This window comes from Bradyrhizobium sp. NBAIM14 (assembly GCF_020193895.1).
In the GTDB taxonomy this organism is placed as follows: Bacteria; Pseudomonadota; Alphaproteobacteria; order Rhizobiales; family Xanthobacteraceae; genus Bradyrhizobium; species Bradyrhizobium yuanmingense.
Genome location: NZ_JADYVQ010000028.1, coordinates 17,724 through 37,680 on the forward strand (window position 1 = coordinate 17,724; position 19,957 = coordinate 37,680).

Annotated in this window: 16 protein-coding genes; 8 read left to right on the forward strand and 8 right to left on the reverse strand. The window is 64.1% G+C overall.

Going from position 1 to position 19,957, the window contains the following annotated elements:
* Nucleotides 1-146 precede the first annotated feature (146 nt).
* On the reverse strand, nt 147-356 hold the full coding sequence (locus I6F28_RS34550) for a DUF4170 domain-containing protein (protein ID WP_036013800.1): 210 nt from the start codon (nt 354-356) through the stop codon (nt 147-149).
* 71 nt (nt 357-427) lie between these two features.
* Entirely contained in the window at nt 428-2,062 is a 1,635-nt protein-coding gene (locus tag I6F28_RS34555; RefSeq protein WP_036037085.1) for an isocitrate lyase, read from the reverse strand.
* 227 nt (nt 2,063-2,289) lie between these two features.
* Between I6F28_RS34555 and I6F28_RS34560 the strand changes: the two genes are divergently transcribed.
* Entirely contained in the window at nt 2,290-3,735 is a 1,446-nt protein-coding gene (locus I6F28_RS34560; RefSeq protein WP_036013804.1) for a helix-turn-helix domain-containing protein, read from the forward strand.
* A 148-nt stretch (nt 3,736-3,883) separates the two neighbouring features.
* Here the strand turns inward: I6F28_RS34560 and I6F28_RS34565 are convergent, their stop codons facing one another.
* Entirely contained in the window at nt 3,884-4,177 is a 294-nt protein-coding gene (locus tag I6F28_RS34565; protein ID WP_036013813.1) for a hypothetical protein, read from the reverse strand.
* A 227-nt stretch (nt 4,178-4,404) separates the two neighbouring features.
* On the opposite strand from I6F28_RS34565, the gene I6F28_RS34570 reads away from it, so the two are divergent.
* Together I6F28_RS34570 and I6F28_RS34575 are read left to right on the forward strand one after the other, a co-directional pair.
* Nucleotides 4,405-5,205: a hypothetical protein gene (locus I6F28_RS34570; RefSeq protein WP_036024809.1), complete on the forward strand. Its 801-nt coding sequence runs from the start codon at nt 4,405-4,407 to the stop codon at nt 5,203-5,205.
* A 165-nt stretch (nt 5,206-5,370) separates the two neighbouring features.
* Nucleotides 5,371-5,721: a hypothetical protein gene (locus tag I6F28_RS34575; protein WP_225143353.1), complete on the forward strand. Its 351-nt coding sequence runs from the start codon at nt 5,371-5,373 to the stop codon at nt 5,719-5,721.
* A 418-nt stretch (nt 5,722-6,139) separates the two neighbouring features.
* Here I6F28_RS34575 and I6F28_RS37675 read toward each other — a convergent pair whose 3' ends face one another.
* The 3 genes from I6F28_RS37675 to htpX form a co-directional block, all read right to left on the reverse strand.
* Nucleotides 6,140-6,532 carry a DUF3551 domain-containing protein gene (locus tag I6F28_RS37675; RefSeq protein WP_346656761.1) on the reverse strand — a complete coding sequence of 131 codons (393 nt, stop codon included), beginning with the start codon at nt 6,530-6,532 and terminating at the stop codon, nt 6,140-6,142.
* A 209-nt stretch (nt 6,533-6,741) separates the two neighbouring features.
* A complete protein-coding gene (locus I6F28_RS34585; protein WP_225143354.1) occupies nt 6,742-7,383 on the reverse strand; it encodes a tetratricopeptide repeat protein in 642 nt (213 codons plus the stop codon).
* A gap of 135 nt (nt 7,384-7,518) precedes the next feature.
* Nucleotides 7,519-8,457, reverse strand: coding sequence for a zinc metalloprotease HtpX (htpX, locus tag I6F28_RS34590; RefSeq protein ID WP_036037078.1), 939 nt, complete (start codon nt 8,455-8,457; stop codon nt 7,519-7,521).
* A 368-nt stretch (nt 8,458-8,825) separates the two neighbouring features.
* Here htpX and I6F28_RS34595 point away from each other — a divergent pair, with 368 nt between their 5' ends.
* Both I6F28_RS34595 and I6F28_RS34600 read left to right on the forward strand, forming a co-directional pair.
* Nucleotides 8,826-10,091: an HlyD family secretion protein gene (locus tag I6F28_RS34595; RefSeq protein ID WP_370129480.1), complete on the forward strand. Its 1,266-nt coding sequence runs from the start codon at nt 8,826-8,828 to the stop codon at nt 10,089-10,091.
* Complete coding sequence (locus I6F28_RS34600; protein WP_074448122.1) at nt 10,088-12,028, forward strand: glycosyltransferase; 1,941 nt, start codon at nt 10,088-10,090, stop codon at nt 12,026-12,028. Before I6F28_RS34595 ends, I6F28_RS34600 begins: the two co-directional genes overlap by 4 nt.
* 39 nt (nt 12,029-12,067) lie before the next feature.
* Here the strand turns inward: I6F28_RS34600 and I6F28_RS34605 are convergent, their stop codons facing one another.
* Entirely contained in the window at nt 12,068-14,392 is a 2,325-nt protein-coding gene (locus I6F28_RS34605) for an AI-2E family transporter (protein ID WP_225143356.1), read from the reverse strand.
* A 281-nt stretch (nt 14,393-14,673) separates the two neighbouring features.
* Here I6F28_RS34605 and I6F28_RS34610 point away from each other — a divergent pair, with 281 nt between their 5' ends.
* The 3 genes from I6F28_RS34610 (at nt 14,674) to I6F28_RS34620 (ending at nt 17,864) form a co-directional block, all read left to right on the forward strand.
* Nucleotides 14,674-15,969 carry a lytic murein transglycosylase gene (locus I6F28_RS34610; RefSeq protein WP_225143357.1) on the forward strand — a complete coding sequence of 432 codons (1,296 nt, stop codon included), beginning with the start codon at nt 14,674-14,676 and terminating at the stop codon, nt 15,967-15,969.
* Nucleotides 15,970-16,080: 111 nt separating this feature from the next.
* Nucleotides 16,081-16,584 (forward strand): DUF1993 domain-containing protein, encoded by a 504-nt coding sequence (locus I6F28_RS34615; RefSeq protein WP_036013837.1) that lies wholly within the window; start codon nt 16,081-16,083, stop codon nt 16,582-16,584.
* A 179-nt stretch (nt 16,585-16,763) separates the two neighbouring features.
* Nucleotides 16,764-17,864, forward strand: a complete 1,101-nt coding sequence (locus I6F28_RS34620; RefSeq protein ID WP_225143359.1) for an alkene reductase — start codon at nt 16,764-16,766, stop codon at nt 17,862-17,864.
* A 238-nt stretch (nt 17,865-18,102) separates the two neighbouring features.
* Here I6F28_RS34620 and I6F28_RS34625 read toward each other — a convergent pair whose 3' ends face one another.
* On the reverse strand, nt 18,103-19,845 hold the full coding sequence (locus tag I6F28_RS34625) for an ABC transporter substrate-binding protein (protein ID WP_036013842.1): 1,743 nt from the start codon (nt 19,843-19,845) through the stop codon (nt 18,103-18,105).
* Nucleotides 19,846-19,957: the final 112 nt, after the last annotated feature.

A 19,957-nucleotide genomic window follows, 5' to 3' on the forward strand; every position in this document is an offset into this window, starting at 1 on the left:
AGCAACCAAACCCTCCGCAAAGGCCTACAATTCCAGAGACTTACGGCGCCCACAGCCGTTTCACCTGTGCCAAAAACAGACGATCCCACCCAGGCAGGGCCTGGATGGGACCATCCGTCCTTGGACGTCTTCTTAAGTCGGGGCGATCAGGCCGAGACCCGCGAGGGCTCTTCCACGATCGAGAAGCGGACGCCGGCCTTGTGACGGCTTTCTTCCGAGACTTCCTTCCAGCACTCTTCGGCTTCCTTGCGGGTCTTGAACGGACCTTTGACCTGGGCCGAGCCTTCCACGAGCTTGTGGAAGTTCATCGAACCGAACTCGCCGCCGATCACCCAGAAATTGCTGCCTTTGGTCATTGTCAGTCTCCTGTTGAGGTGCGTGACCGGCCTGGACTCCAACCTGGCTTCCAGATCGGTCCGATCCGCCGTTAGCCGAACTGGTTCATCGTGTTGTGGACGCCGCCCGCCTTCAGCGCAGCTTCGCCCGCGAAGTACTCCTTGTGGTCGTCGCCGATGTCGGAGCCGGCCATGTTCTGGTGCTTCACGCAGGCGATGCCCTGACGGATCTCGGCGCGCTGGACGTTCTTGACGTAGCCCAGCATGCCCTGCTCGCCGAAATACTCGCGGGCGAGATTGTCGGTCGAGAGCGCGGCCGTGTGATAGGTCGGCAGCGTGATCAGGTGGTGGAAGATGCCGGCGCGCTTGGCCGAATCCGCCTGGAAGGTACGGATGCGCTCGTCGGCTTCCTTCGCCAGCGGCGTGTCGTCGTACTCCGCCTTCATCAGCTCGGCACGGTTGTACTTGCTGACGTCCTGGCCCGCTTCCTTCATCGCGTCGTAGACCTGCCAACGGAAGTTGAGGGTCCAGTTGAACGACGGCGAGTTGTTGTAGGCGAGCTTGGCGTTCGGCACCACCTTGCGGATGCGGTCGACCATGCTGGCGATCTGCTCGATATGCGGCTTCTCGGTCTCGATCCAGAGCAGGTCGGCGCCGTTCTGCAGCGAGGTGATGCAATCGAGCACGCAGCGGTCTGCACCGGTGCCGGGGCGGAACTGGTAGAGGTTGGAGGGCAGCCGCTTCGGACGCATCAGCTTGCCGTTGCGGTTGATGATGACGTCGCCGTTCTTGGCGTTCTCCGCGGTGATTTCCTCGCAATCGAGGAAGCTGTTGTACTGGTCGCCGATGTCGCCGGGCTTGTGGCTAACCGCGATCTGCTGCGTCAGGCCGGCGCCGAGCGAGTCGGTGCGGGTCACGACGATGCCGTCTTCGACGCCGAGCTCGAGGAAGGCGTGGCGGCAGGCACGGATCTTCGCCAGGAAGACGTCATGCGGCACGGTGACCTTGCCGTCCTGATGGCCGCACTGCTTCTCGTCCGAGACTTGGTTCTCGATCTGCAGCGCGCAGGCGCCCGCCTCGATCATCTTCTTGGCGAGCAGATAGGTCGCCTCCGCGTTGCCGAAGCCGGCGTCGATGTCGGCGATGACGGGGACGACGTGGGTCTGGAAGTTGTCGATCTTCTCGATCAGCTCCTTCTCGCGGTTCTTGTCGCCTTCCTTGCGCGCCTTGTCGAGCAGACGGAAGATGTCGTTGAGCTCGCGCGAATCGGCCTGACGCAGGAAGGTGTAGAGCTCCTCGATCAGCGCCGGCACCGCGGTCTTCTCGTGCATGGACTGATCGGGCAGCGGACCGAATTCGGAGCGCAGCGCCGCGATCATCCAGCCGGAGAGATAGAGATAGGTGCGGTCGGTCTTGCCGCCGAAGTGCTTCTTGACCGAGATCAGCTTCTGCTGGGCGATGAAGCCGTGCCAGCAGCCCAGCGACTGGGTGTACTTGGTGGGATCCTTGTCATAGGCGGCCATGTCGGCGCGCATCACGGCCGCGGTGTAGCGGGCGATGTCGAGGCCGGTCTTGAAACGGTTCTGCAGGCGCATGCGCGCGACGGCCTCGGCCGACACGCCGTTCCAGGTCGGCTGGGTCTCGAGGAGCGCCTGAGCCGCCTTGACCTCGTCCTGATACGAGGACGGACCCTGGAGGGTGCTGATACCGCGGGGCTGGTAATTCATGTGCCTGATCCTTTCGCTGACGATGGCGAGCAGCCATCGACATTCTTGACAATGCATTGCGAGATGCGTGTCAGAAGCTAAACGCGAAAAGGAAAAGTTCGTACAGATGGCTTGTTTTTTATTGGTGATGTCATGTAACATCTGAACGTGTAATACATGTCACTTTGTAAAATTTGTAAATAATAGGTCAACTGTTCTGACCTTGATTGAGTCTGGAGATCTGAGACATGCCCGCCGATTCCGGCAAGAAACTCTTCGTCGGCCCGCGCTTCCGGCGAATCCGGCAGCAATTGGGGCTGTCGCAGACCCAGATCGCCGAGGGGCTCGGGATCTCGCCCAGCTATGTCAACCTGATCGAGCGCAACCAGCGCCCGGTCACGGCGCAGATCCTGCTGCGGCTGGCCGAGACCTATGACCTTGACCTGCGCGATCTCGCCACCGCGGACGAGGACCGCTTCTTCGCCGAGCTGAACGAGATCTTCTCCGATCCCCTGTTTCGGCAGATCGACGTGCCCAAGCAGGAGCTGCGCGACCTCGCCGAGCTCTGCCCCGGCGTCACCCATGCGCTGCAGCGGCTCTACGCGGCCTATACCGAGGCGCGTCAGGGCGAGACGCTGGCCGCGGCGCAGATGGCCGACCGCGACGTCGGCACGCGCTTTGAAGCCAATCCGGTCGAGCGCGTGCGCGAGCTGATCGAGGCCAACCGCAACTATTTTCCGGAGCTGGAGCAGGCGGCGGAAAATCTGCGCGACGAGTTGAACGAGCCCGCCGAAGGGCTGTATGCCGCGCTGATAACGCGCTTGCGCGAGAAGCACTCGATCCAGACCCGCATCATGCCGGTCGACGTGATGCGCGAGACGCTCCGCCGATTCGACCGCCACCGCCGGCAGCTGCTGATCTCGGAGCTGGTCGATCCGCCCGGCCGCGCATTCCAGCTCGCCTTCCAGCTGGGCCTGGCGGAATGCGCGCAGGCGCTGGAGACCATCATCGGCCGGGCCGGCCCGCTGGACGATGCGCCGCGGCGGCTGTTCCGGATCACGCTCGGCAACTACTTCGCCGCCGCCGTGATGATGCCCTACCCGGCGTTCCTCGCGGCCGCCGAAGCGCTGAACTACGACATCCACGTGCTGGCACAGCGCTTCAATTCCGGCTTCGAGCAGGTCTGCCACCGCCTCACCACGCTGCAGCGGCCGAACGCACGCGGCATTCCGTTCTTCCTCTTGCGCGTCGACAATGCCGGCAACGTCTCCAAGCGTTTCTCCTCCGGCACCTTCCCGTTCTCGAAATTCGGCGGCACGTGTCCGCTCTGGAATGTGCATTCGACCTTCGACACGCCGGATCGCCTGCTCAAGCAGGTGATCGAGCTGCCCGACGGCACGCGCTATTTCTCGATCGCGCAGATGGTGCGCCGCCCCGTGGCGCCGCATCCGCTGCCGCAGCCGCGCTTTGCCATCGGCCTCGGCTGCGAGATCCGCCACGCCGCCCGCCTGACCTACGCCACCGGCATGGACCTGGAGAAGGCCGAGGGCACCCCGATCGGCGTCAACTGCCGCCTCTGCGAGCGCGAGAACTGCGCCCAGCGCGCCGAGCCGCCGATCACACGCACGTTGATCCTGGACGAGACGACGCGGCGGGTGTCGAGCTTTGCGTTCTCGAATGCAAGGGAGTTGTGAGGCACACACTCTCTCTTCCGTCATGGCCGGGCTTGACCCGGCCATCCACGCGCTTCCGCGTACGCAGAAAGACGTGGATGCCCGGGTCAAGCCCGGGCATGCCGACCAAGTGTGTGGTCGCCGCTCCGGTCATCAATAGCGTGCGCCCTCACGCCAGCGTATGCACAATCACCGGTCCCGCCACGGCGCGGGCGTCGCCGGCGAGCAGCGGGCCGAGATCCTTCTCGATCCAGGCGATGGCGCGCTTGTTCGCTTCCTCGGCCTGCTCGAACTTGTCGAAGATCGAGATCGCGGTGACCGTGTCGTCGCCGCCATAGACGACGTAATAGGCGCGGAAACCGTCGACGTCGCTGATGATGGGAACGGCGCCGTCCTTGATGCGGCGCGTCAGCTCTTCCGCGCTCCCGCTTTTTGCCTTGGCCTGACGGATGGCGGCATACATGGCATCCTCCCCTTCCGGCTATGATGTGAGGGCCTCGAGCCCGGGCGGATGTTACGCCGAAGCGCGCAGCCGATCCACGCTTGGTTAACCCGCCCCTAATCCGCCCGCGCGATCTGCAACCAACGGTTAAGCACGCCTCAACATCAGTGCCTTAGTCTCGCCGCACTCACTTTTCGCAAACAAGGGCGGCCTAATCTGCCGGGCGAAGTGACATCAGGGGGTTCATCATGCGCATTGCGTTGCTGCTGACCGCAACCATCGTCGGCGCGCTATTCGCCAGTCCAACCATCGCCGGGTCGCTCGATGCCGGCGCGGCGCAGCCGCTGCCGCCGGGCTTCCAGAGCTACCGCGGCTACATGTTCGACATCTCCGAGAACCGCGACCGCAAGGATGTCGACAAGCTCACCGAGAACCTGAAGAGCCAGATCGACGTCGTCGAAGGCGTCGGCCTCTCCCCGCGCGTGCTGCGCTTCTTCCACACCGTTCCGATCGTCGCGAGCGAACTCGCCTGCCTCGACGAAGGCGCCGCCACCGCCTGCTACGGCCGGGTCACGCCGGACATGCAGCGCACCGCGCCCCGGACCCTGACGGTCTGGGACCCCGCCAAGCAGCGCTGGACCAATCCTAATGCCGTCGACCTCGCGGTCGATTCGGGCCTCGGCGTGATCATGCTGCGGCCGGACATGATGCGCTACGAGAAGGAGGCCGTGCTGCTGCACGAGATGCTGCACGCCTTCCACGCGCGGCTGCTGCCGGACGGCTACGCCAACAAGGGCGTGATCACCTACTACGCCCTCGCCAAGTCCAAGGACCTCTTGCCCAAGGAATCCTATGCGATGAAGAATCCCATGGAGTTCTTTGCGGTGACCGCCAGCATCTTCCTGGCCGGCAAGAGCGAATTCCACGATCCGAAGTCGCGCGAGGCGCTCAAGGAGAAGATGCCGGACTATTACAAATATCTCGTCGGCGTGTTCGGCTTCGACCCCGAGCCGGCGGCCTCGAACGGCCCGGTCGCCTCGCTGAAATGAGCGGACGGCGCCAAGCCAAGCCAAAGAGCCGCGCGAACAGCGCGGCTTTTTTGTTTCGCGCGCTCGGTAAGCTGCGGATGACGCACAGCCGGGAATTGCCAAGCCGGGGTCCGATCTGCATAGTCCCGCCCGCATCGATACCGTTTTCGAAGGGGATGAGAGACCATGGCGGAAGCCGACCTGGATGTCGTGATCCGGCAATTGGCCAGACAGCTGCATACGGGCCTGATGACCCGTGCCAAGGAGCGGCGGGATCGCTTCAACAGCCTTGCGGCCAAGGCCAAGGGCAAGGAGACTGGCGAGCGCTTCAAGATCATGGCCAAGGCCACCATGGAGCAGGCGACTGCAGCCGCCAAGCGCCTGCAGATGTCCGCCGATAACGTCGCCGACAGCTACGCGCGGTCGATGCGCCTCGCCGCCAGCACGCCTGTTACGGTGAAAGCGGAGAAGAAGGCAAAGGACGAGAAGCCGGCGAAGAAGGCCGCAAAGAAAGCCAAAGCGAAAAAGAAGACGTAGTCGTTGCACCCAGGGCTATCGCATATGACTTGCGGCGGCGGCCTGCGCACGCGCCTCGTCCTTCGAGACGGCGCTGACGCGCCTCCTCAGGATGAGGCTAATCAGCATCGGTGCGCGTTGAAACTGCTGCCGCGCATTCCGCCCTCATCCTGAGGAGCCCGCCAAAGCGGGCGTCTCGAAGGATGGCCGCAAGGAAAAACTCCCAAATGCGATAGCCCTGCCGTTGAACCGATCGCCGCTACGGGATTGGCGATCTGGAGGCTCGCCGGCCTGTCTCCCAATTATCTCCGGCTTGATCGGATCGCCGCGTTGCGCGTTTGCGACGCGCTCCCTCGCGGCCGCCGCAATCGGGCCGGCCGCGACGTCAACGATTCCTCCGCCCCAGGCATGGGCTGGTCGAACAGTCGAGCGACATCCCTCACATGTATTGCCTCACACTTTGGAGAAAGCGCTCTTTCTCGCCAGGCGCGTAACCTTGGGACGCCCCATAATAGGGTTCATTGAAGTGATTATAGGGTACCGCCCGGTACTGGACCGGCGCCCTCGGTGGCGCGTAGGTCTGGCGATGATGCCGCCGAGCGTTTCCTCTCGCCGGAGGACCGGCGTAGTAGGGATTGAGGACGCACATCTGGCCGTTTGCCGACGCCCTGCATTGGTCCATCGTCGTGAAGCTGCATCGGTAGTATGGCGTCATTCCGCGAGAAATGACGTTCAAGCAAACGGGATAAGCCGGGTCATATTTTTGGGCCCGAGCCTGCCCCGCTGTCAGAGCGATACTCAGGGTCAGAATCGTCAAAGCCCATTTGCACATTGGAAGCTCCTCCAGGGGCGCACGACATGGATGCACTCTGGACCCTGCCAGTATTGATCCAACTCAATACTAGTTGAATTGGTTCATACGCGCAGCAGACAGCCGCGACAGTCTCGCTTTCCGCATCTCTCACCGATCTCGCCGCTATGCGGCAAGCCACCTGTCCTAAAGACGTGAGAGGGTGCCGCCGCAAATGCCGCGCCAGATCCTCATCTTCGCGGCGCGGCCACCAGTGTCGGCTCGGCGCTGGCGAGTTCCGCGAGCTTGGCGCGCGCGGCCTCTCGCGCGCGACCGTCCTTGCCGGCGGGCAGCGCCAGCGCGGCCTCGAAATCGGCGCGGGCGTCGTCCGTCTGGCCGCGGGCGAGGAACGCAAGGCCGCGGTCGAGACGGGCCTGCGCATCGGTGGGGTCGAGGCGGACCGCCGTGCTGTAGCTCAGGATGGCGCGGTCGAGATCGCCCATTGCGGCGAGCGCGAGACCGCGCTGGTGATAAGGTGCCGCGCGCTTGGGATCGTGCGCGATCGCCTCGTCGTAATCCGCAATGGCAAGCTCGAGGTCGCCATTCTGCCGGCGCGCCAGCGCCCGGTCGCGATAGAGCGAAGCGCGGTTGGGATTGAGGTGAATGGCCTCGTCGAAATCGGCGATCGCCCGCTTGAAGTCGCCGTGACGCAGCGCGATCCGTCCACGTCCCGCATAGGCGAAGGCGATCAGCGAGCCGCGCAGCGGCGAGAAGCCGATCACGGCCGAGCAGATGTCGGGATCATCCTCGTCGCCGCAATTGACGACCATGTGCGTGGACAAGCCGACGAGCACGCAAAGGACGATCAGCAATGGTACGGCAATTCTGGTCATCTTCGACGGTGGCCGGCAGCGCGTCAGCCACCCATCCCCTTTCGAAGGAATGGTCACGCCGAGGAGTTAACACTGGTCGCGGACCCCCCTGTGTGCGCCAGATCACAAAGCCAGACGCAATCCTTGCCGGCTCCGTCAGCCCCAGGGACTACGACGTGAGGAGGAGCGGCCCCACGGCCCGCGCGGTGGATAGTTCTCGTTGGCGCCGACCGACGGCGCCGCGCGCGCGCCGAGCTCGGCCGCCAGTTGCTGGAGCGCGGCGACGCGGTTCTGCGTCGACGGGTGGGTGGCGAACAGGTTGTCCACCCCATGGCCCGACAGCGGATTGATGATGAACATGTGCGCGGTCGCAGGGTTTCGCTCGGCCTCGTAGTTCGGGACCTGGTGCGCAGCGCCCTCGATCTTCACCAGCGCAGAGGCCAGCCACATCGGCTGTCCCACGATGCGCGCACCGAGATTGTCGGCGGCATATTCGCGGGTCCGGCTGATCGCCATCTGCACCAGCATGGCACCGAGCGGAGCGAGGATCATCAACAGGATCGAGCCGATGATGCCCGGACCGCTGTTGTTGTCGCGATTGCCGCCAAAGAACATGCCGAACTGCGCCAGCATCGAGATCGCACCGGCGATGGTCGCGGTGATCGTCATCAGCAGCGTGTCGTGATGCTTGATGTGCGCGAGCTCGTGCGCAATCACACCGGCGAGCTCCTCGCGGCTGAGCTGGTTCATCAGACCGGTGGTGACGGCGACCGCGGCGTTTTCCGGATTGCGGCCGGTGGCGAACGCGTTGGGCTGGATCTCATCCATCACGAACACGCGCGGCATCGGCAGGCCGGCACGGCCCGCAAGCTCGGCGACGAGGCCGACCAGCTCCGGCGCGGTCGAACGATCGACCTCATGGGCGCCGTACATCGACAGCACCATGCGGTCGGAGTTCCAGTAGGTGAAGAGGTTGGTTGCGGCGGCAATGACGAGCGCGATCATGGCGCCCGAGGCGCCTCCGATCAGATAGCCGACGCCCATGAACAGGGCGGTCAGGCCAGCGAGCAGCATTGCGGTACGAAAATAGTTCATGGCCGTCTCCTGGGGCGGCCGCGGGCGAACCTCTGGCCGGCACCTTCGAAGTATGAATGCGGCCGCCGGCTGCAAGGTTCGTGCGTCGTGGAGCCGCAGACGCTAGCGGCGCCAGCCAGCCTTTCCGCCGCCACTAAAGCTTGACCGGGATTTGCGCAAAAACACACGCAGAGGCTTAGCAACCTGGAAAGCGCAATTTCCGCATAACTCGCGGTAACCGGGCACGCGGCATTGGCCTTGTGCATTGACCGGGTTCCCGTTGGCCTCCCGTCAGCAAGGTGACCGCCATGGTAGACCGCTCGAGCGCCGCCTCCGTCGCCCCCTCATCCGCCCCCTCTCCTCACGACGCCAGAACTGATGCGAAGGGTTTGCAAGACTCCCTGCACGAGCACCTCTTCACCAATGACGAGTCCGACCATGCTTCCACGACGCAGAGCGGGCAAGAATCGGGGCGCCGCTGGCCGTATCTGCGGCGCGGCGCCAAGGTCGCGATCGGGCTCGCCATCGTCGCCGTGTTCGGCTGGCTGCCGCTGCGGGCGATCTGGGAAAATTCGAGCGTCGAAGCCGTGCTGAATTCCCGCCTCGTCACCTTGCGGACTCCGATCGGTGGCCGCGTCGCAGCCGCCCAGCGCGTCACTGACCAGGCCAAGCTCGAAGCCGGGACCGTCGTCCTGCGCGTCTTCAACTCGCGCGGCGATCGCACCCGGCTCGACGATCTCCGGCGGCAGAAATCGCGCCTGGAGAATGAACGGCCGAGCCTTGCGGCGAAGCTCGCTTCGGCGCAGGCGGCACAAAAGGATCTGGCGCGGCAGGCCGCGCTATTTCGCGACGGACGCGTGCTCCAGCTCGAGGCCCGCATCGCGGAGATCCAGACCTCGATCGAGGCTGCGGCGGCGCGGCGGGACGAGGCCAGTGCCGCCGTCGAGCGCGCCTCCTCGCTGGCAAAATCGGGCAATGTCTCGACCGTCGAACTGGCACGTCTGACGCGCGAGCTCTCGGTGTCGCAACAGACCGAGCTCGGTGCGCGCAAGCGGCTGGACGCGGCCAAGGTCGAGCTCGCCGCGGCACGGAACGGATCCTTCCTCGGCGACAGCTACAACGACCGGCCGAGCTCGGTTCAGCGCGAGGAAGAGATGCGCCAGCGTGCCGGCGACCTCGAGGCCGATCTCGCGCGCACCGACACGGAGATCGCCTGGCTCGCCAACGAGATCATCGTCGAGGAGGTTCGGTTCGCGGATCTCACCGAAGCCAACATTACGACACCCGTCGCAGGCCGCGTCTGGGAAATGATGACATCGCCGGGCGAGGACGTGCAGGCAGGCCAGCCGTTGCTCAAAGTGCTCGATTGCAGCGGCGCCGTGATCACCGCCAATGTCACCGAGAACGTCTACAACCGCCTGCAGCTCGGCGACCACGCGACGTTCGAGCCCAATGACGGCGGCGAGCCGATCTCCGGCACCGTGGTCAACCTGACCGGCGCTGCCGGCGCGCCGGCCAATCTCGCCATCAATCCGGATGCGCTGAGCAAGGAGCCCTATCGTGTGACCGTGGCCTCGCGCGATGCCGCAGCTCGCGCCTGCACGGTCGGCCGCACCGGCCGCGTGGTGTTTGCGCGGCACGAGACCGCACCGTGACGGCGGCGCTGACGCCCGGCCTGATCGCGCTCGGCGCCTTCATGGCGATCGTACCGCTGCTGAGGCGCGACAGCACGATGGCACGCTCGTTCCTGGCCATTGTCTCGGTGACCTTGCTGCTGCGCTATCTCTATTGGCGGATCATGTCGACGCTTCCGCCGCCGCGCCTGACCGTCGATGCCGTGATCGGCTACCCCTTCATGCTGCTGGAGGCCGCCTCGCTCGTCGCGGTCGCGTTGTCGCTGCTGTTCCTGAGCCGGACGCGCGACCGCACCGGCGCAGCGAAGGTCGACGGCCGCACCACCGATCCGGGCGCACCGCTGATCGACGTCTTCATCTGCACCTACAACGAGGAACGAGGGATCCTCGAGCGTACGATCATCGGCGCGACGGGCATGGACTACGGCAATTACCGCGTCTGGGTGCTCGACGACGGAAGACGGCCCTGGCTGCGGCGGCTGTCCGGCGAGCTCGGCTGCCACTATCTGACGCGGCCCGACAACCAGCACGCCAAAGCAGGCAACATCAATCACGCACTGAGGCATGTCGGGGCGCTGCCGGAGCGGCCGCAGTTCGTCGCCATTCTCGATGCGGACTTCGTGCCGCGGCCCGATTTCCTTGCGCGCACCGTCTCGCTCATGGACGATGCGTCGGTCGGCGTGGTCCAGACCCCGCAGCACTTCATCAATCCCGACCCGATCCAGACCAACCTCGCCGCGACCGACGTCTGGCCCGACGAGCAGCGCTTCTTCTTCGACATCCTGCTGCCGGCCAAGGACGCCTGGGGCGTCGCGTTCTGCTGCGGCACCTCCTCCCTCATCCGCTATTCCGGACTGATGCGGATCGGCGGCTTTCCGACCGATTCGGTGACGGAGGACTATCTCGTCACGCTGCGCCTCAAGGAACGCGGACTCAATACGATCTATCTCAACGAGCGCCTGACGATCGGGCTCGCGCCGGAAGGGCTGAAGGAATACATCACCCAGCGCGCCCGCTGGTGCCTCGGCTTGATGCAGATCGTGCGCGGCCGCAGCGGACCGCTCTCGCGGGACTCGAAGCTGCCCTTCATCGACCGCCTCTCGCTGGCCGACGCCTTCATGAGCTGGTCCGCGGTCTACACCTCGAAAGTGGCGGGCCTTGTGGTGCCCTGGCTGTTCCTGCTGTTCGGCATCCAGGCGGTGCGGGCTGATCTGAGCGAGCTGTTGCGGGTCTTTCTGCCCTTCTATGTCTGGAACGGCCTCAGCATGGCCTGGCTTTCGCGCGGCCGCTCGCTCGCAATGATGACGGATGTCTCCCAACTGATTGCCGCGCCTGCCGTGCTCAAGGCGGTGGCGACCGGCCTGTTGAAGCCGAAGGGACACAAGTTCAAGGTCACCGCGAAAGGCGGCGACCGCGACCGACGCTTCGTCGAATGGCCGCTGCTGCGCATCTACGGCTGCGCACTTTTCATCACGCTCGCATCCATCGCTTATGCCTTCATCCTGCAGCAGCGCGGCGAGAACATCGCCTATGGCGGACTGGCGCTGGCCTGGAGCTTCTACAACGCGTTCATCCTCACCGTGGTCTGCTTCGTCTGCATCGAGCAGCCGCGCAAGCGCAAGGCGGAGCGCTTCAATCGCAACGAGCCGGTGCTGCTGCGCCAGGACGGCAGGTCGCATCTGGCGCGGCTCGCCGATATCTCCATCACCGGTGCGCGGCTAATCGATCCCGATCCGCCGGCGCCTGGGAGCACGATCGAGTGCCAGATCTACGGCCGCTCGATCGCGGCCATCGTGGTGCGGCGGACCATTGATGGATTTGCCGTGCGGTTCGCGGAAGGCATGGACACGCGCGTGCATGCAATCAGGGCGTTCTATGCCGGCGAGTATGTTCGGGCCTATCGGGGCGTCAGGGCGCTCCCGGTCGGTAAGGCGCTGCTGATGCGGCTGTTCGGCTAGCGCCACCCACTGGTAGCGGCAAGGTCCGCTTACTCGCCGCTAGGGGGCGGGATGCACCTCTCTCGAGCTATCCGACTCGACGCCTGTGGCCACTCGAGCGCTCTGGATATCGATCATCAATTGCTTCGCCATCTCCTGCAGGCGGTCACGATCCCGGTCGGTGAACTCCCGCGGCTGAGTATCGATGACACAAAGGCAGCCTACAACATGACCGGATGAAGTCCGGAGCGGGACCCCCGCGTAGAAGCGAATGCCTCGCTCCAGCACATGCGGATCGTCGGCGAAGCGCGGGTCTTCGGTCACATCCTCCGAAACCAGCATATCGCCTGCAGCGATCACATGCGCGTCGAGGGAGCCCTCGTGATTGCTCGGCAGACCTGCTTGAACTTCTTGGGCGCGGGCTTCAGCGGCGGTTAGCTGAATATGATCGACCAATGTCACCAGCGCGATCGGAACGTTGAACGCTTGCGCGACCTTTCTGGACGCCTCATCCAGGTCCTGGCGTTTCGAGGCGTTCAAGCCAAGTCCGCGCAGCGCGGCGAGCTGCGCACGTTCGGCGTCGGCCGTGAGCTGGGGCGGATCGCCGAGAGCTGCCGCGCGACCGACCCATGCTTCAACCTGCTCAACGCATGCTTGAAGAGAGGCGAATGCCGCGTCGGCCCCCATCTGGGTGTTGAGCTCTCCCGTCTGTTCCGTTCCGGCGATCAAATTCCAGCAGCAGGCGGCAAGCTTCACCTGTGGAGCCCGACGGCGCAGGCGACGAAAGACATAGCGGGCGTAGACCTGCGGCTGCGGGTGAAAGTAGGACAGGCACACCACGTCGACCCCCTGGAGATCGAGTTGCTCCAATGCTCCCCGACTGACCGCGATCGGCGGCAAGACCTTGGCGCCGATGGTGCGTTCCTCGAGCACCTGCGCGAGCATCTCCGCCGCTGCATGATCGAGCTCCGTGCGTCCAGCGAGACAGAGGACGCATGGTCGCTGCGCAGTGTGATTTCCCTCGTCCACTGCATTCGCTTTTTCGCGGATATGGTCATCAACCTCCCGGACAACCGAAATAGCCGTATCCGCAACAAGACGCCGGTAATTGGTGTCGATGCCGCTGCGCTGACGATCATTCTCCGCCAGGCGCAGCGCCGGAATTCCGACGTTGTCGTACAGCTCGCGCGAGGAACACTCGTCGACATAGTTCTCGGCGAACTCAACCGCCTCCTCCAGGTTGCCGGCCAATAGGCGCTGGTAGAGTTGCTCCTCCGGCGCGAGCACAGGGTCGCTGCCGAGCAGAACGCCCAAGAACTCCAACTGCGGGACGTAGCGCCCCATGACGACGAGGCAGACGGTCAAAGGTGTCGCCAGAAACAGCCCGACGGGTCCCCACAGCATCGTCCAAAAGATCGCGGCGATGATAATTGCGAGGGACGACAGCCCGGTGCTGGATCCGTAAAGCCAAGGCTCGACAACATTGTTGCTGACGAGTTCAGCCGTAACGAACAAACCGACGACCCAGAACAGCATCGTCCAGCCTGGATCGACGGCGATGGCCAGGGCAACGGGAAATATAGCAGCCAGGAAAGGACCGAGGTAGGGAATGAATCGAAGTACCGCTGCGAGCAAGCCCCAAAGAATCGCGTTCGGCACGCCAACAAAGTAGAGTGCAACACCGATCGGCACGCCGTAAGTCAGATTGACAACAAGCTGCATCAGCAGATAGCGGCTGACCCGCGAGGCAGCATCGTTGATGGCCTGAGTACTCTTCTGAAGGTCACCGGCTCCGGCTAACTTGATGAATCGGTCGCGCAGGTCTTCGCGCTCGAGCAGCACGAAGATCACGAAAATGACGACCAGCCCGGAAGTCGCAAGCGGCGCCAGCAATGGACCTATGACCGATCGAATGAGCTCCAGCGGTCTCGGCTGTGGCGGCTCCACCCGCACGGTGACAGGCTCCCGACTCTCACTGCCGGTGCCAAGCCGGGAGGATGCAGCCGCCGACTTTTTCTCATCTCCCGAGATCTCTCTGCCGAGATCCTGCATCGTCGTGGTAACGGCGTCGACGACCCCACCGCCCGGCGCGGAGCTTTGCAACGAGCGGATCTTCTCGGTGATGGTGGTCTGATAATTGGGAAGGTTGCTGGCGAGTTGGACCAGTTGGCGCCCAACGACCAAGGCGACCCCTGCGACGACGATGAAGGCAATGGAAACGGCAATTAGCACCGCTGCAATGCGGGGCACTTTCCAACGTCTCAGCCAATTGACCAAGGGCGTGAGAACGAAGCTCAGCAGGATCGCAAGGGCAAAAGGAACGAAGATTTCCCGGCCGAGATAGAGGGCTCCGATGGCTAGGACGATGCCGCCGGCCGTGAGCATGGGCGAGGTTGCGGCTCGCACGGCCGGTGTTCGTTGCGTCGACGCCGGAGGCAACTCGGCCACAGAACGAGCCTTTCCGTAACGGTTTCGACAGGTCAACCCCGATTCGGCGGGATTGATCCAACCGAGCCGATCGCTTGATTTCTGAATACATGCCCCTGCGCACCAAGGCGGGCGACCTATCGTCCTCCAGATCAGGTGCAGGGTGGGGATGGCCTGGGGCGGCCGCTTCCCCTAAACTTCGGCCGAATCCACGCCTGCCCTTCCCCGCCGGAACCCCCATGGTCCAGACCCGATTTCCGATCGCGGCCCTCGCGCTTATCGCATGCACGGCCACGGCATCCGCCCAAATGCTTCCGCCTCCTGCCAAGCCCGCAGTGCCGAAGGCCCCCTCGCCGCGCGCCGCCTCGTGCCACAATGGCGCGAGCTTCGATCGCTTCCTGACCGAGGTGAAGCAACAGGCGGTGGCCGCCGGCGTGTCGCAGCGCACGATCGCGGAGGCATCGCCCTATCTCGTCTACGACCAGGGCATCGTCAACCGCGACCGCGGCCAGCGCGTGTTCGGACAGCTCTTCACCGAATTCGCCGGCCGCATGGCCGCGGCCTATCGCATGCAGAACGGGCAGCAGCACATCAAGCAATACGCCGCGGCGTTTGCGCGCGCGGAAAAGGAATACGGCGTGCCGCCCGCGGTGATCGCCGCGTTCTGGGGCCTCGAGAGCGATTTCGGCGCCAACATGGGCAATTTGCCGACGCTGAAATCGCTGGTGTCGCTCGCCTATGATTGCCGCCGTTCGGAGATGTTCGTGAACGAGACCATCGCGGCGCTGAAGATCATCGACCGCGGCGATCTGCATCCCGACGAGATGATCGGCTCCTGGGCCGGCGAGCTCGGCCAGACCCAATTCCTGCCCGTGCACTACGTCAACTACGCGGTCGACTTTGACGGCGACGGACGGCGCGATCTGTTGCGCTCGCCGGCCGACGTGATCGGCTCGACCGCGAACTACATCGCAAACGGATTGAAGTGGCGGCGCGGCGAGCCGTGGCTGGAGGAGATCAAGGTGCCGCCGAACCTGCCGTGGGAAAAGACCGATCTCACGGTACGCGAGCCGCGCTCGACATGGGCGCAACTCGGCGTCACCTATCCCGACGGCCGGCCCTTGCCGAACGACAATCTCGCAGCCTCCGTGCTGCTGCCGATGGGGCGCTTCGGGCCGGCCTTCATGGCCTATCCGAATTTCGCGGCTTACACCGAGTGGAACAACTCGCTGATCTACGCGACCACCGCGGGCTATCTCGCCTCGCGCATCGCCGGGGCGGCGCCGATGCGCAAGCCGGCTGCGCCGGTCGCGCAGTTGCCGTTCAACGAGCTCAAGGAATTGCAGCAGCTGCTGGTGCGCGCCGGCTTCAACGTCGGCAAGGTCGACGGTGTGCTGGGGCAGCAGAGCCGCGCCGCGGTGAAGGCGACGCAGATCAAGTACGGCCTGCCGGCGGATTCCTGGCCGACCGCCGAGCTGCTTGCGCGCATGCGCGGCGGCACGGCGCAGGTCCTGCCCCAGACGACGGTGCGGTAGAACTTTCGCATCGCACAAGCGGCTTTCCGCGATTGCAATTTTCCATGAGGCTCCCATGTGAGTGGCTCAGGTTTCCTCCTGAGATTTCCCACCATTTGAAGCGAGCATCACATGTCCTTCTACGACGCCGTCGTCCCCGCTTATTTGCAGATGCTGAACAGCGTGACCGGGCTGCTCACCAAAGCTGAGGCGCATTGCGCGGCCAGGAAGATCGATCCCAGCGTCCTGCTCGGCTCGCGCCTCTTCCCGGACATGCTGCCGCTGTCGCGGCAGATCCAGCTGGTCAGCGACTATCCGACCAGAGGCTGTGCGCGGCTGACGCATAGCGAGGTCCCCTCGACGCCCGACACCGAAACCAGCTTTGCGGAGTTGAAGCAGCGGCTGGCGAAAACGATCGACTATGTCAAATCCTTCAAGCCCGAGCAGTTTGAGGGCGCCGACGCCAAGGACGTCACCTTTCCGATCGGCCCCGGCAAGACCATCACCATGACGGGACAGCAATTCCTGAGCTCGTTCTCGCTGCCGAACCTCTATTTCCACGCCGCGATCGCCCACGGCATCTTGCGTCACAACGGCGTTGAGATCGGCAAGCGCGATTTCCTCGGCGCGAACTGATTTGTGAAATCGCACGGCCGCGACAGTGGGATTTCGCTGTCGCAGCCGACATTGCACACGAATTATGCTACGCGCGCCCTGCCGCGTAGCTCGCCTGCACTTTGCGTATGGCTCATCCCTTGCGCCCGATGTCGCGATGCACAATTGTTCGAGACCTCTCACCGCCCGGAAGCATTCCCATGAGCCGTTCGACCAAATTGTTTGAGACCTACAAGCTCGGCCCGATCACGCTGGCCAACCGTCTGGTCATGGCGCCGCTGACGCGCAACCGTGCCGTACCCGGCACCTTCGTGCCCGGTCCGCTCGCCGCCGAATATTACGCCCAGCGTGCATCCGCGGGCCTGCTGATCACCGAGGCGAGCCAGGTCTCGCAACAAGGTCAGGGCTACCAGGACACGCCCGGCATCTATAGCAAGGAGCAGGTCGCCGGCTGGCGCAAGGTCACCGACAAGGTGCATGAACGCGGCGGCAAGATCTTCATCCAGCTCTGGCATGTCGGCCGCATCTCGCATGTCGATCTGCAGGCGAATGGCGCAGCCCCGGTGGCACCGAGCGCGATCCGAGCCAAGGGCAAGACCTTCGTCAACGGCGGCTTCGCCGACGTCTCCGAGCCGCGCGCCCTCGAGCTCTCCGAGATTCCCGGGATCATCGACGACTTCAAGCGCGCCACGAAGAACGCGCTGGAAGCCGGCTTCGACGGCGTCGAGATCCACGGCGCCAACGGCTATCTGCTCGAGCAGTTCGCCAAGGACGGCGCCAACAAGCGCACTGATGCCTATGGCGGCTCGATCGAGAACCGCGCGAAGCTGATGCTGGAGGTCTCCAAGGCCGTCGTCGCCGAGGCCGGCGCCGGGCGCACCGGCATCCGCATCTCGCCGGTGACGCCGGCCAACGACATCTCGGATTCCAACCCGCAGGCCCTGTACGATCACATCGTCGACGGCCTCAGCGCGTTGAAGCTGGTCTATCTCCACGTGGTCGAGGGCGCCACCGGCGGGCCGCGCGACATCGCGCCGTTCGACTATGCATCGTTGCGCAACCGCTTCTCGGGCGCCTACGTCGCCAACAATGGCTACGATTTCGACCTCGCCAGCAAAGTGCTGGAGGCGAACGCCGCCGACCTCATCGCCTTCGGCAAGCCGTTCATCTCCAACCCCGACCTGGTCGAACGCTTGAAGGCGGGTGCGGCGCTGAACGACTGGGACAAGAACACCTTCTACGGCGGTGGTGCGAAGGGCTACACGGATTACCCGACGCTGGCGGCCGAGCCGGCGGAGTAGGTTCTTCTCCACACATGACGCTGGTCATGCCCCGCGAAGGCGGGGCATCCAGTACGCCGCGGCTTCTCGGTTCAACCACGACCGTCTCTGGAATAATGGATTGCCCGCCCCTGTGCGCAATTGCGCACTAGGCGGGCAATGACACCGAGGGTGTGAAAAACCCTCGCACCACAACGACAAAACAAAAAGGCCGGGATCGCTCCCGGCCTTTCGTGTTTGATATCGCTCTAAGCGCCGCTTACTTCACTTCCGCGCGCTTGGGCGGAGTGGCGGGCCACGACTTGATCAGGGTGTCGTAGTCCACTGTCTCGCCCTTCGGCTTCTCGTTGGCGAGCTTGCGCTGCGGCGCGATGGTGCCGTCCTTCTGAGCCTTGGCGAACCAGTACTCGGCCGACTCCTTCTTGTGCAGCTTCGGACCGCAGGCGCCCTGCACGCCGGACTTCTCCAGACGCTCCAGCACGGAGTCCTGGGCCGCCGCGAGAGCATCCATCGCCTGCTGCGGCGTCTTCGCACCGGACGACGCATCGCCGATGTTCTGCCACCACAGCTGCGCGAGCTTCGGATAGTCGGGCACGTTGTTGCCGGTCGGGGTCCACTGCACGCGCGCGGGCGAGCGGTAGAACTCGATCAGGCCGCCGAGCTTCGGCGCACGCTCGGTGAACGACTTGTCCCAGATGTCGGATTCACGGATGAAGGTGAGACCGACATGGCTCTTCTTCAGGCTCACCGACTTGGAGACGATGAACTGGAGATAGAGCCAGGCTGCCTTGCGGCGATCCGGCGGAGTCGACTTCAGCAGCGTGGCGGAGCCAGCGTCCTGGTAGCCGAGCTTCATGCCTTCCTTCCAATAGGAGCCGTGCGGCGACGGAGCCATACGCCACTTCGGCGTACCGTCCGCATTCACCACCGGCAGACCCGGCTTCACCATGTCGGCAGTGAAGGCGGTGTACCAGAACATCTGCTGGGCGATGTTGCCCTGCGACGGCACGGGGCCGGACTCGGAGAAGGTCATGCCCTGCGCCTGCGGCGGGGCGTACTTCTTCATCCAGTCGAGATACTTCGTGATCGAGTAGACTGCGGCCGGACCATTGGTGTCGCCGCCACGCTCCACCGAAGAGCCGACCGGGCGGCAGCCCTCCATCCGGATGCCCCATTCGTCGACCGGCAGACCGTTCGGAATGCCCTTGTCACCGTTGCCGGCCATCGACAGCCAAGCGTCGGTGAAGCGCCATCCGAGCGAGGGGTCCTTCTTGCCATAGTCCATATGGCCGTAGACCTTGACGCCGTTGATCTCCTTGATGTCGTTGGTGAAGAACTCGGCGATGTCTTCATAAGCCGACCAGTTCACGGGCACGCCGAGCTCGTAGCCATACTTGGCCTTGAACTTGGCCTTGTAGTCGGCATTGGTGAACCAGTCGTAGCGGAACCAGTAGAGGTTCGCGAACTGCTGGTCGGGCAGCTGATAGAGCTTGCCGTCCGGCCCGGTGCCGAACGACTTGCCGATGAAGTCGTTGACGTCGAGCATGGGGTTGGTGACGTCCTTGCCCTCGCCGGTCATGTAGTCCGACAGCGCAATGGTCTGGCCGTAGCGGAAATGCGTGCCGATCAGGTCGGAGTCGTTGATCCAGCCGTCATAGACGTTCTTGCCCGACTGCATCTGGGTCTGCAACTTCTCGACGACGTCACCTTCCTGGATGAGATCGTGCTTGAGCTTGATGCCGGTGAGCTCGGAGAATGCCTTGGCGAGCGTCTGCGCCTCGTATTCATGAGTCGTGATCGTCTCGGAGACGACGTTGATCTCCATGCCCTTGAACGGCTCGGCGGCCTTGGCGAACCACTCCAGCTCCTTCTTCTGGTCCTCCTTCGACAACGTCGAAGGCGTGAATTCCGCGATCCATTTCTGGATCACGGCCTCGTCGGCGGCGCGAACCGGCGCCGAGACGGCGAACGACACCGCGATGATCGCAGCGGCGCTGGACATGGTCAGAAAACTATTCTTGGTCAATGGACCTTTCCTTCTCCTAAACTGTCGCATGTTGTTCCTCCGTTGCAGCGACAAACTTTTATACAGGCCCGGGTTGGTCCCGGATCTG

Coding starts and splice junctions, on each gene's coding strand:
- I6F28_RS37675 (WP_346656761.1), bottom strand. CDS start 6,532: ATGTGCAAATGGGCTTTGACGATTCTGACCCTGAGTATCGCTCTGACA.
- I6F28_RS34625 (WP_036013842.1), bottom strand. CDS start 19,845: ATGTCCAGCGCCGCTGCGATCATCGCGGTGTCGTTCGCCGTCTCGGCG.
- I6F28_RS34560 (WP_036013804.1), top strand. CDS start 2,290: ATGCCCGCCGATTCCGGCAAGAAACTCTTCGTCGGCCCGCGCTTCCGG.
- I6F28_RS34550 (WP_036013800.1), bottom strand. CDS start 356: ATGACCAAAGGCAGCAATTTCTGGGTGATCGGCGGCGAGTTCGGTTCG.
- I6F28_RS34575 (WP_225143353.1), top strand. CDS start 5,371: ATGGCGGAAGCCGACCTGGATGTCGTGATCCGGCAATTGGCCAGACAG.
- I6F28_RS34615 (WP_036013837.1), top strand. CDS start 16,081: ATGTCCTTCTACGACGCCGTCGTCCCCGCTTATTTGCAGATGCTGAAC.
- I6F28_RS34555 (WP_036037085.1), bottom strand. CDS start 2,062: ATGAATTACCAGCCCCGCGGTATCAGCACCCTCCAGGGTCCGTCCTCG.
- I6F28_RS34585 (WP_225143354.1), bottom strand. CDS start 7,383: ATGACCAGAATTGCCGTACCATTGCTGATCGTCCTTTGCGTGCTCGTC.
- I6F28_RS34620 (WP_225143359.1), top strand. CDS start 16,764: ATGAGCCGTTCGACCAAATTGTTTGAGACCTACAAGCTCGGCCCGATC.
- I6F28_RS34610 (WP_225143357.1), top strand. CDS start 14,674: ATGGTCCAGACCCGATTTCCGATCGCGGCCCTCGCGCTTATCGCATGC.
- htpX (WP_036037078.1), bottom strand. CDS start 8,457: ATGAACTATTTTCGTACCGCAATGCTGCTCGCTGGCCTGACCGCCCTG.
- I6F28_RS34570 (WP_036024809.1), top strand. CDS start 4,405: ATGCGCATTGCGTTGCTGCTGACCGCAACCATCGTCGGCGCGCTATTC.
- I6F28_RS34605 (WP_225143356.1), bottom strand. CDS start 14,392: ATGCTCACGGCCGGCGGCATCGTCCTAGCCATCGGAGCCCTCTATCTC.
- I6F28_RS34565 (WP_036013813.1), bottom strand. CDS start 4,177: ATGTATGCCGCCATCCGTCAGGCCAAGGCAAAAAGCGGGAGCGCGGAA.